This window comes from Aminobacter sp. J41, assembly GCF_000526635.1.
In the GTDB taxonomy this organism is placed as follows: Bacteria; Pseudomonadota; Alphaproteobacteria; order Rhizobiales; family Rhizobiaceae; genus Aerobium.
In genome coordinates this window covers 1-11,942 of record NZ_JAGL01000056.1, presented here as the reverse complement: position 1 = coordinate 11,942, position 11,942 = coordinate 1, and the positions used below count along the sequence as shown (strand labels likewise).

Here is an 11,942-nt window from a genome sequence, read left to right as displayed (position 1 = left end):
GACGCAGACGCTGATGCCGACGCCGATGCTGATGCCGATGCTGATGCCGATGCTGATGCTGATGCCGATGCGGATGCCGATGCCGACGCAGACGCCGATGCCGATGCCGATGCAGACGCGGATGCAGATGCGGATGCCGATGCCGACGCTGACGCTGACGCTGATGCAGATGCGGATGCTGATGCAGACGCCGATGCTGACGCGGACGCGGACGCGGATGCAGACGCCGATGCGGATGCAGACGCTGACGCCGACGCGGACGCCGACGCGGACGCCGACGCTGATGCCGATGCGGATGCAGACGCTGATGCCGACGCTGACGCTGACGCTGATGCCGATGCGGATGCCGATGCTGACGCGGACGCCGACGCAGATGCGGATGCCGACGCCGATGCGGATGCCGATGCCGACGCAGACGCCGACGCGGATGCCGACGCTGATGCGGACGCAGACGCCGACGCTGACGCGGATGCCGATGCGGATGCAGACGCAGACGCCGATGCCGATGCGGATGCAGACGCTGACGCAGATGCTGATGCTGATGCCGACGCCGATGCGGATGCCGACGCAGACGCAGACGCTGATGCAGATGCTGACGCCGACGCAGACGCGGATGCAGATGCAGACGCCGATGCGGATGCGGACGCAGACGCGGATGCGGACGCCGATGCCGATGCCGACGCGGATGCTGATACCGATGCGCCGGCGGCCCCGGCTGTCACCGTCGCTGGCGATCGCGTCACGCTGCTGATCGAAGGCGAAGCGGGAGCGACCGCAAACGTCTACGACACCAACGACAACCTCCTGGGTTCCGTCGTGCTGGACGAGAACGGCCAGGGTTCAGTCACGGTCGCGCCGAGCAACGGTTTCGATGCTGTCGTCACGCTCACCGACGCGGCGGACAACGAATCCCTTCCGACGCCGGTGACGCTGCCAGATTCGCTGGCGCCGGACGCGCCGGAGGTGACGGTCGCCGAGGACGGTCTCACGCTCGACATCGACGGCGAGCCAGGCGCGACCGCAAAGGTCTACGACGGCAACGGCGATCTCATCGGCACCGTGGTGCTGGACGGGGACGGCCACGGCACGGTCGTCGTGCCGGCAAGCGAGGGCGGCAACGCCTATGTGACCCAGACGGACGCGGCCGAGAATGAGTCGCTCCAGACGCCGGTCCCGCTGCCGAACACCTTCATTCCGGCCGCGCTGGAGATGGTCGCGGATGCGGCGGTGCTACAGGACACGGTGACGATACAGCCCGAAGCTGATCCGTCCAGCGACAGCCAGTCGGTAACGTCGCTGCTGACGCTGGGCCTCCTCGGCGACCTGGTCGACCTCGACATCGGTTCCGGCCACCCGCTGGTCAAGTTCGATGTCGGCACGGGCAACAACGAGGTGGTGCTGCGGCCGATGGTGTCGGGCGTGGTCGATCTCGAGATCCTCAGCAAGTTCGTGATGTTCATCGAAGTGAAGGACGAGTACGGCCGCTGGGTTCGTTACGAGACCGACGAGCCGAGGATCGACGACGGCCTGCTGCGGCTCGACCTGCTCGGCTTGCTGGGCGACGATGGCTCGGTGGTCCTCACCGACTTCCCGGCCGGCGAGTACCGCGCGGCACTCGTGCCGGATCCGACGCTGCTCGACCTGTCGCTGGTGCAGACGCGCGCCCTGTCGGTCACGGCGACTGACGTGACGGAGACCCACGAGGTCGTGGCGCTCAGCGCGGCGGAAGGCAACTTCCTTGACGCGGCAACAGCGGGCGCCAATGCGGAGCTGATCGTCTCGAAGGTGACCATCAACGGCACCGAGTATGCGGTGCCGGACGAAGGCGCCACCATCAACGGCACCTACGGCACGCTGACCATCGCCCGGGACGGCACCTACAGCTACGAGGCCAATCCGGCCGCGGGTGCGGGCGTCGACAACTTCACCGTCACGGTGAAGCAGCCGCGGACGGGCGCCGAGGTCGAAGGCACGCTGAGCATCGGTGCGCAGATCGGCACAGGTACGCCTGAGGCCGTCATCGACGCGGTGGACGTGGTCGATGGCGCCGAGCTGGTCGTGAAGCCGGCCTGGTCCGATGAGCCGAAGCACGACGTGGGTTACACGCTTCTGGAACTCGTGGGGGCACCTGTCGGTTACCTGCCGAGCTTCGAGTTCACCGTGGCGGAGGGCCAAAGTGCCTTCGTCTCGATGGAGGCGACGTTCTACACCGTCCTCGGTGTCGGCACGACAGGTCGCATTACGGTGTCGAAGTGGAACGGCACGGCGTGGGAGACGCTGAGCAACAATGTCGACGGCGGTCTTCTCGACCTGCTGGGCGCCTCGGGAACCGATGTGAAGGGCGCTGCAGAGTTCACCGAACCTGGTCGGTACCGGGTCCAGGCAGTGTCGCAGGGCGTGCTGGGCGTCAGCACGAACATCACGATCGACGGCCGGGTCATCACCTTCGATCTCGACGAGGTCGGCGGCTACGACCAGGTGGCGGCACACGGCAACGTCATCGAGGCGAGCGACGCCGATGCGACCACGCTGGTCACCGAGGTGAACGGCCAAGCGATCACCGGCATCGGTGAAAAGACGGTCATCGTCGGCCAGTATGGCGTGCTCGAGATCGACGTGTACGGCAACTACGTCTACACGCCGACCGCTGCGGGTGCCGGCATCGGGCAGGTGGAACATTTCACCTACACGATCCGCAACGCCGCCGGTGTCACCGACACGGCAACGCTGCACATCCGCATCGACAGCCCGGATGTTGGCGTCAGCTGGCCGAACTGGCCGGACGATCCGACCCAGCCTGCGGTGATCGGCGTCGTTGCCGACGACGATACCGCATCGGCAGCCGTCAACAGCGCCTACAAGGTGACGACGGGCGGACCTGCCGAGCACGCCGAGTCCGCCGTCATGACGAACGGGGTGCAGACCCGCACGACAACGCTGCAGTTCACGGTCGATCCGGACACGCAGGCGAACGTGCTGATCAAGGCGCTGTCGCCGGGCAACACGGTCAACAATGTCGACTGGACGATCACGGTTACGGATGCCGGCGGCAATGTCGTGGCAACGTTCGGCAAGACTGAAAGCACCGGTGGATACTGGGCCGGCTTCACGCTGAACAAGACACTGAACGACCTCGCAGCAGGTACGTACACCGTCACGGCGACCTACAAGGCCAACTCCAGCATCGGGGCGGTCAATGGCAGTGCGCCGGATACGGTCGAGCTCGATTACAGCTTCGTCTCGGTGACGCATCTCGACGAGTATGTCGCGGATGCGGCAACGCCGGTTTCCGGCAACGTCCTTGCCGACGACACGCTGGCTTCGGTCTTCACCAAGTTCCTGGTGCAGGACGAGAACGGCGACTTCATCGAGGTGACGGAAGCGAAGACCGTCACGGGTGACTTCGGCACGCTGACCATCAATCCGGATGGCAGCTACACCTACATGCCGAATGCGGATCTCGATGCCATCAACCAGGTGGACCAGTTCACCTACCGGCTTGAGCATCCGAACGGCACCACGTCGGATGCAACGCTCGCGATCACCATCGAGAACGGCACCGGCCCGTATGTGCCGCCGGAGCCGATGATGATGGCGATGTCGTTCGGCGGCGACGATGTCGTGCCGCTGGGCGAGTTCGGCGACTTCGGCGGCGACGACGTGCCGATGGGCGCGCTGTCGCTCGGCGAGGACGACCTCTTCGACCTCGGCGACGGGGAGGGCGATCTCGACCTCAGCTTCGGCGACGACGAGGACACTGTCCCGGTCTCCGGCTCGCAGGAAAACGGCACCGGCGCCGGCGACACGCCGCTGGTCGAGGATCCGTTCGCCTTCATCGAAAACCCGGATGACGACGACCTGACGACCCACCCGATCATCTGATCGGCGTGACAGAAAATCCGGCCGGGGCTTTCCCGGCCGGGCAAAACGAACCGGTCTGCCGCGATGCAGGGGTCACTGCGGCGGACCTATCCGAAACTCAGCGAAGCGGGGGCACGCGAAGCTGAAGGACAAGAGGATGAAGATCGAAGCGTCCGGGAGCACCGGCGGTGGGGGGAGCAGCTTCGACGCGGAAGGCTGGATTGCCGCCTTCTGCTACGTTGCTCAGCACTATGGATTGTCAATGTCGGTGCAGGGGCTGCGCCTCTCCTCCGCATTCTCGACCAGCGACAGGCCGCAGACGCGGATCACTGAGCTTGCGCGCGGTGCCGGTCTGCGCGTGCGCTTCATCGACCCCGCCACGTCGCATGTGACGAGCTGGCAGCTGCCGGTCATCGTCGAGCTGCGCAACGGGCAGGTCGCCGTCGTTGTCGCGCTCAGCGACGACGAGCAGGCCGGCGTCGTCTTCTCCGATGTCGACGACCTGCAGCCCGTGCCGGCGGAAAAGATCTTCAGCCAGGCGCGCGCCATCATCGTCGCGCGGCCGCGCCGATCGATCGCCGACGCGCGCGTCGACAGCTACATCAAGCCCTATGAGGAGAACTGGCTGCGCCGGCTGATCCTCAGCGCCAGGGGCTCCTACTTCCACGTCATGATCGCCTCGCTGGTGGCGAACGTGCTGGGTCTGACCGGCATCCTGTTCTCGATGCAGGTCTACGACCGCGTCGTGCCGGCGCAGTCCTACCCGACGCTCTACGTGCTGTTCGGCGGCATGATGCTGGCGATCTTCTTCGATTTCGTCATGCGCAAGACGCGCTCGGGCGTGATCGACATCATCGGCAAGCATATTGACCTGCGCCTGTCGGACCGGATCATGGGCCACGCGCTGCGCGTGAAGAACCGCGTGCGGCCGCAGTCGACCGGCTCGTTCATTGCCCAGATCCGCGACATCGAGCAGGTGCGCGAGATGCTCACCTCGACGACGATCACGGCGCTGGCGGACCTGCCGTTCTTCTTCCTGTTCCTCGGCGTGTTCTGGTACATCGCCGGCCAGCTGGCGCTGATCCCGCTGGCGGCGCTCGCTGTCATGCTCCTGCCCGGCATTCTCGCGCAGGGAAGGCTGCGGCGCTATGCGCAGTCGGCGATGCGGGAAGGCTCGCTGCGCAACGCCATGCTCGTCGAGGCGATCCAGGGCATCGAGGACATCAAGACCCTGCAGGCGGAAGACCGCTTCCAGCAGCAGTGGAACCACCTCAACCAGGTCACCGGCGAGGCGCAGCTCAAGCTGCGCGCGCTGACGAGCGGGCTCAATGCATGGACGCACTGCGTGCAGCTTGGCGTCTATGCCTGCGTCATCTTCTTCGGCGTTCCTTACGTGATCGAGGGGACGATGACGACCGGCGCGCTGGTCGCCGCCTCGATCCTGTCGTCCCGCATGATCGCGCCCATGGCGCAGGTGGCGCAACTGACCAGCCGCATCCAGCACGCGCGGGTGGGGGCAAAGAGCCTCGACCAGATCATGCGCATGCCGATCGACCATCCGCCGAGCGAAACGCGTGTCCATTGCGATGCGATCGCCGGCGCCTATGAGCTGAAGTCCGCCGTGTTCCGCTATGGCGACGAATCCTCGCCGCCGGCGCTGTCGGTGAGGAGCCTTCGCATCCGCCCGGGCGAAAAGATCGCCGTGCTGGGCAAGAACGGTGCGGGCAAGTCGACGCTCTTGCAGGCGTTATCCGGCATGCTGGAGGCAAGCGCCGGCGAGGTGCTGCTCGAAAACCTCGCCATGCAGCACATCGACCCGGCTGATGTGCGCCGCGACGTCGGCCTGCTCACGCAGGACGCACGACTGTTCCACGGCACGCTGCGCGACAACATCCTGATGGGCGCGCCGCGCGCGACGCAGGAACAGATGCTGGAGGCGCTGGCGATGGTCGGCGCCCACGAGTTCATCCGCAAGCTGCCGAAGGGCCTCGACCACATGATCCTCGAGGGCGGGCTCGGCCTGTCGGGCGGGCAGAAGCAGGCGATCCTACTGGCCCGTCTTCTCGTGCGTCAGCCGCGCGTGGTGCTGCTCGACGAGCCGACCGCGGCGATGGACGAGGCGACCGAACGCCACTTCATCCGCGAGTTCGGCGAGTGGGCCAGGGACAGGACCGTGGTGATCGCCACCCACCGCATGCGCGCGCTCGAACTTGTCGACCGCATCATCGTCATCGAGAACGGCCTGGTGGCGCTCGACGACGAGCGCGAGCGGGCGCTGCTCGTCCTGCGCGGCATGAGCCAGCAGGGCGGCAAGAAGGGACGAGCCGACGGCGCGTCGAAGATCAACCACGAATCCGGCGTAGAGGTCTGACATGACCGTGACGAACGCAGACGCCGACTACATCTGGACCGAGATCGAGGGCGATCGCGCGCGGCTGCGCCGCTCGCGCCGCATCATCTGGTGGACCGCGCTCCTGCTGATCATGGGCCTTGGATGGGCCTATGTCGCCGCGCTCGACGAGGTGTCGACCGGCAGCGGCCGGGTGATCCCGACCATGCGCGAACAGGTGATCCAGTCGCTCGAGGGCGGCATCCTTGCCGAACTCAATGTGCGGGAGGACCAGATCGTCGAGGCGGGCGAGGTGCTGGCCCGGCTCGACCCGGTCAAGACCGAGTCCAATGTCGAGGAAAGCGCCGCGAAGTACCGCGCCGCGCTCGCAAGCTCGGCGCGTCTCTTTGCCGAGGTCAGCGGTACTGAGGTCGTCTTCCCGCGCGAGCTCGACGATTATCCCGAGCTCAAGGCCTCCGAAATGAAGCTCTACGAGGCGCGCAAGCGCGGTCTCGAACAGACGCTGACCTGGATCGACGAGTCGACACAGCTGGTAAAGCGCGAGCTGGAGATCAACGAGACGCTGACCAAGATGGGCGCGGCCAGCACCGTGGAAGTCATCCGCCTCAAGCGCCAGCTGGCGGAGCTCGAGCTCAAGGCGGTCGAGACGCAGTCGCAATATGTCGTTGCCGCGCGCGAGGAACTCGCCAAGGCCAATGCCGAGGTGCAGGCGCTCGCCTCCGTGGTGCGCGGGCGGGCCGACGCGCTCACGCGCCTTACCATCCGCTCGCCGGTGCGGGGCGTCGTCAAGAACATCGAGGTCAACACCATCAACGGCGTCATCCCGCCCAACGGCAAGCTGATGGACATCGTGCCGGTCGACGACCAGCTGATGGTCGAGGCGCGGATTTCGCCGCGCGACATCGCCTTCATCCATCCGGGCCAGCGCGCCAGCGTGAAGATCACCGCCTACGACTACGCCATCTATGGCGCGCTCGAAGGCTCGGTCACCTCGATCTCGCCGGACACGATCCAGGACGAGACCGACCCGAAGGTGTTCTACTACCGCGTCTTCATCGAAACCGCCGCCGACGCACTGGTGAACAAGGCCGGCAAGCGCTTCCCGATCACGCCGGGCATGGTTGCGACCGTCGACATCCATACGGGCTCCAAGACCGTGCTCGAATATCTCACGAAGCCGTTCAACAAGGCGCGCGAAGCGCTGCGCGAACGCTAGAAAAAGCCTGAACGGAAGCCGCGATGCTGATGCCTGAACGGGAATTTGACAGCCGTCTCGCGCGCCTTCGCGAGGCGGGACAGGCGGCGATGAAGCCGCTTGCCGCCCCGCATCCGCGTTATGCGCTGTTCCTCTCGGTCAGCGACGGTGACCGGCGAGCAAAGGTCGTCGGCGGCACCGGCGAGGATTTCGACGCCGCATGGGCGATGGCTGCCGGACGACTCGCTGACGTCATGGCCGCGCAGAACATTACGGGCAGGTGGCTGCGGCTCGACTGGGTCGAGGATGTTCAGTCCATGCGCTGGAAGGAGTTTCGCGCGCTGCTTGCCGGCATCAAGCGCAACTATTTCCGCCATGCCCTCGCGCTCGACCGCGATCTCAGCGTCGCTTTCCTCGAACAGGAACTAAACGCCAACGCCATGCTCTATGGCGGAAACGCGGTCTTCTCGGTCGTCGTCAACGAGAAGAATTTTGCGCTCTACGCGCGGACCAAATTCCCCGAGTTGCCAGCTGTCAACTTTGCCGACGAAGGCGAGGTTTTTGTCCTTTCGACCGCCGGCGCGTTCTCGGCCGAGACCGGCGAAATCTTCGCGCTCAACCCCTCCGGCCCCGACGCCAGCCGCCGCCGGATCGAGCAGCTTGCCGAAGACGACGTCCTTGGCCTGATCCGCAATTCGTCGAACTATCTAGCCGGCGAGGTGCAGGAGGATGGCCGTTTCATCTATGGTTATCATCCCTGCTTCGACCGGCGCATCGAGGCCTACAACGCGCTGCGCCACGCCAGCTCCACCTATGCGATGATCGAGGCGTGGGAGGTGACGCGCGACGAGCAGCTGAAGGCGGCGATCGACCGCTCGCTGGGCTATGTCAGCCGCGAGCTCGTGCGCGAGGCAAAACTGTCCGACGGCAGCGAGGCCGCGTTCCTGGTGGAAGCCAATGGCGAGGTGAAGCTCGGCGGCAATGCCGTCACTATTCTTGTCCTCGCCAAGTACAGCGCCGTCACCGGCACCACCGATCTCCTGCCGCTTGCCGAAAGACTCGCGGCCGGCATCCGCTTCATGCAGGACGCCGAGACCGGCGCCTTCGTCCACGTGCTCAACTTCGCGGATCTTTCGGTGAAGGATGCCTTCCGCACCATCTATTACGATGGCGAGGCGGCCTTCGGCCTGATGCGGCTCTACGAGCAGACGCGGAACCCGGCTCTCCTCGAAACCGTCGAGAAGGCGTTCGGGCATTTCATCGCCGCCGAGCACTGGCGCCACCACGACCACTGGCTGAGCTACTGCGTCAACGAACTCACGCGCTACCGGCCGGAGGAACGCTATTTCCGCTTCGGCATCCAGAATTTCGCCGACTACCTCGACTTCGTCATCGAGCGCATCACAACTTTCCCGACGCTGCTCGAACTGATGATGGCGGCCGAGCGCATGCTTTCCCGCATTGCCGGGAACGCGGAGCTGAAGCACCTGCTCGGGCTGGTGGACATCGACAAATTCTACCGCGCGCTGGAGACCCGCGCGCATTACCTGCTCAACGGCCATTTCTGGCCGGAGCTGGCGATGTACTACCGCAACCCCAGCCGGATCGCCGGCTCCTTCTTCATCCGCCACCACGCTTTTCGCGTGCGGATCGACGACGTGGAGCACTACCTGTCCGGCTTCGTTGCTTACCTCCGCTATCTGCGCGAGGGAGAAGCCTCCCGCTGCGCTGTCGAGGCGGCGGCGGCAGAAGCGCAGGTTGCGGCGCCGCAGGAAGCCGAAACCGGGTGGACGCCGGACAACGTCGCCGCCGCCATCGCCGGCGAATGGATCGTTCCTCCGCCGGAAAACTGGCGCGCGGCCGGGCTGTCGACCTATGCGCCGGCGATGCAGCCGGGCAATCTGGTGGTCGTGCGCCATGGCGAGGAAAAGGTCGGCATGCTGCTCTCGGTCGTGAAGCGGATGGACCCGCCGCCAGCCGGCGCGATCACCACCGGGCATACCGCGGAAGACCTGCCCGGCCTTCCGCTCCTGAAGGTGCAAAACACCGCCGAAGCGGTGCTGGCGATGGGCCGCTATGCCCGCGCGCGCATGACCGGAAAGGTCGTTGCCGTCACCGGCAGCTCGGGCAAGACCACGACGGTGGCGATGGCCGCGCACGCGCTCTCAGCATGGGGCCCGGTCTGCAAGAGCGCCTTCAACGCCAACCTGCCGCATGGCGTTGCCTGGAACCTCGCCTCGATGCCGTGGGACACGCCGCACGCAGTGCTGGAACTCGCCATCGGCCGCATGGCCGTCAGCGCCCGGATGGCGCAGCCCGACGTTGCGATCTTCACCAACATCGCGCCGGCGCATCTCGGCGAAAAGTCGACGCTGGCCGACATTGCCCGCACCAAGAGCGCGATCTTCCTCGGCATGAAGGAGGGCGCGACCGCTGTGCTCAACCGCGACATGGCCGAGTGGGACACCGTCTTCGCGGCCGCGAAAGCCCGCAAGCTGCGGGTGATCGCCTATGGCGCTGGGGAAGAATGCGACGTCCGGCTGCTGGCCTTCGATCCGGCGACCCGCGAGGTCCGCGCCCGCCTGTTCGACCGCGAGCTCACCTACCGCATCGGCTCGTCCGCCCGCCACATGGCGGTCAACAGCCTCGCCATTCTCTCCGCCATCGCGGCGCTCGGCCACGAGCTGGAACCCGCCCTTCCGCTCATCGAAAGCTTCTCAGAACTTCCCGGACGCGGCGAGGTGTTCGAGCTGTCCCTCGACGGCCGCGCGATCCGGGTGATCGACGACGCTTACAACGCCAATCCGGGCTCGATGGCGGCTGCCCTCGAACGCCTTTCCGGCGAGCCCGGCCAGCGCCGCGTCGCGGTGCTCGGCGAAATGGCGGAACTCGGCCCCGCCGCCGAAACCTACCACACCGAGCTTGCTTCCCTGATCGCCACCTCCGCGATCGATCGGGTCCATGTCTGCGGCGATCTTTATCGCGCGTTCTGGGAAAACCTTCCCGCATCCAAACGCGGCACCTTCGCCACCTCCCTCGATGACCTGCGCGAAACCCTCCTGCGCGACCTCGCTTCCGGCGACGTCGTCCTGTTCAAAGGCTCGCACAGCACGAAGATGCACGTGCTGGTGGCGTGGCTGAAGGAAAGGGGCGCTGCTGCCGGCTGACGGGCAGGGAGGGACGTGTGGAACCCAGGCCGGCTAGTTGGCTTCCGTCTGCGTCTCGGCGGGCGGGTTGTCGGTGCTTTCGGGCTGAAGGTTCATCACCACCGCGATCAGCACGATGATGACGACGAAGGCGAGAAGCATCCAGGATTTTCCGCTCATGTCATCTCCAGCTCAACTGCTCAGCCGGCGCCGCCGACGGGGGTGGTGACCTTGCCGCTGCCGCCGCAGTCGGGGCACTCGCGCCCCTCAACGCGGCCGGTGCCGGCGCATTTGCGGCAGACGTTTTCGGCGGAATAGGGCGTGCCGTCGGGCACGCGGTCGGAATTTTCCCTCTCGGGCGTGTCTGGGTCCGGCATGGCTGAGCTCCCTGATCGCGCCTAATCGCCACTGCCTGCCAATGTTCCCCGCCTTCATCGTCCGGAACATTGAGAGTTGCGCGCGGTTCGGCGGCAGATGAACCCGAAGAGGCAGACGATGAAGAAGATGACGATCGGCGCCGCCGTGCTGGCGCTGGGACTGGCGCAGGCGCTTTCCAGCGCGGCGTGGGCGCAGGACGACACCCAGACCAATACCGCCGCCGGCAAGACCGGGCGCGTCAGCGTGAGCGGCACCGGCAGCGACACCGGCGCGCTGCCCGCCGAGTGGGATGGCGAAATCGGCGACGCGCTGTTCCTCGACACCGGGGCTGGCACATTGCGGCCTGAACCCGAATTCCGCGAAAATTTCGCGAGGCTCTCACCCGAGCAGCAGGCCGCCGTGCGCGAGCACTGCGCAAAGAGCGACACCCGGTCGGGCGAGGGGAGCGACGCGGCAGCCAGCGGTTCCAGCAGCGGCACTTCTCCATCCGGCAATCAGGCCGCCACGGGCGGCACGGGCGGCACGGCCGGGCAGGGGGCAACCGCTTCAGACGCCGGGGCCACAGCGGCTACGGCCGGCAGCGGCGCAGCGCCTGTCGAACCCGATGTCCCGCATGGACCGCTCATCCGCCTCTGCGAGTGGGTCGCAAGCATCCGCTAGGCGCAGCGGTGATGGCGGCGGGCGGCGCCGAGCGTGGCTATCTCCATCGGTTAGGCTTAGATGTTCCGGCAGGTGTCCCGGATCAGGCTCGGGCGGTGGCAATCTGAGGGCCGTTCATGCGGCGCGAGCCGAACTGTCGTGCGCTTCGCCCAGGTCCGCCTGTGCTTTTCCTTCCGCTCCGCCTGACAGTACTGGCGCAGGATCCTCCCTGCGAAGCGGGGGAGGTGGCGCGCAGCGCCGGAGGGGGCGGATGCGCACACCCACAGAAGTTCGCAAACAGATGGACTGCAATCGGGTATGGCTCAGCGCGGCACGCCCCCTCCACCATGCTTCGCATGGTCCCCCTCCCCCA

At 66.3% G+C, this 11,942-nt stretch carries 7 protein-coding genes; 5 read left to right on the top strand and 2 right to left on the bottom strand.

The window, feature by feature from the left end; all coding sequences use genetic code 11:
- The 4 genes from L630_RS23010 to L630_RS0119560 all read left to right on the top strand — a co-directional run.
- Positions 1–3,882 (top strand): BapA/Bap/LapF family large adhesin (locus tag L630_RS23010; protein ID WP_198019561.1); only part of this gene is annotated, 3,882 nt, incomplete at its 5' end.
- Positions 3,883–4,018: 136 nt separating this feature from the next.
- Positions 4,019–6,232 (top strand): type I secretion system permease/ATPase, encoded by a 2,214-nt coding sequence (locus L630_RS0119570; protein ID WP_024849887.1) that lies wholly within the window; start codon positions 4,019–4,021, stop codon positions 6,230–6,232.
- 1 nt (position 6,233) lies between these two features.
- On the top strand, positions 6,234–7,427 hold the full coding sequence (locus L630_RS0119565) for an HlyD family type I secretion periplasmic adaptor subunit (RefSeq protein ID WP_024849886.1): 1,194 nt from the start codon (positions 6,234–6,236) through the stop codon (positions 7,425–7,427).
- A 23-nt stretch (positions 7,428–7,450) separates the two neighbouring features.
- On the top strand, positions 7,451–10,573 hold the full coding sequence (locus tag L630_RS0119560; protein WP_245263812.1) for a Mur ligase family protein: 3,123 nt from the start codon (positions 7,451–7,453) through the stop codon (positions 10,571–10,573).
- Between the two features lie 33 nt (positions 10,574–10,606).
- On the opposite strand, the gene L630_RS23560 is transcribed toward L630_RS0119560, so the two are convergent.
- Positions 10,607–10,732 (bottom strand): hypothetical protein, encoded by a 126-nt coding sequence (locus L630_RS23560; RefSeq protein ID WP_256366540.1) that lies wholly within the window; start codon positions 10,730–10,732, stop codon positions 10,607–10,609.
- Between the two features lie 20 nt (positions 10,733–10,752).
- Positions 10,753–10,929, bottom strand: a complete 177-nt coding sequence (locus tag L630_RS23250; RefSeq protein ID WP_186445273.1) for a hypothetical protein — start codon at positions 10,927–10,929, stop codon at positions 10,753–10,755.
- Positions 10,930–11,026: 97 nt separating this feature from the next.
- On the opposite strand from L630_RS23250, the gene L630_RS22305 reads away from it, so the two are divergent.
- Complete coding sequence (locus tag L630_RS22305; RefSeq protein WP_024849884.1) at positions 11,027–11,590, top strand: hypothetical protein; 564 nt, start codon at positions 11,027–11,029, stop codon at positions 11,588–11,590.
- Positions 11,591–11,942 lie beyond the last annotated feature (352 nt).

Coding starts and splice junctions, on each gene's coding strand:
- L630_RS0119570 (WP_024849887.1), top strand. CDS start 4,019: ATGAAGATCGAAGCGTCCGGGAGCACCGGCGGTGGGGGGAGCAGCTTC.
- L630_RS0119565 (WP_024849886.1), top strand. CDS start 6,234: ATGACCGTGACGAACGCAGACGCCGACTACATCTGGACCGAGATCGAG.
- L630_RS0119560 (WP_245263812.1), top strand. CDS start 7,451: ATGCTGATGCCTGAACGGGAATTTGACAGCCGTCTCGCGCGCCTTCGC.
- L630_RS23560 (WP_256366540.1), bottom strand. CDS start 10,732: ATGAGCGGAAAATCCTGGATGCTTCTCGCCTTCGTCGTCATCATCGTG.
- L630_RS23250 (WP_186445273.1), bottom strand. CDS start 10,929: ATGCCGGACCCAGACACGCCCGAGAGGGAAAATTCCGACCGCGTGCCC.
- L630_RS22305 (WP_024849884.1), top strand. CDS start 11,027: ATGAACCCGAAGAGGCAGACGATGAAGAAGATGACGATCGGCGCCGCC.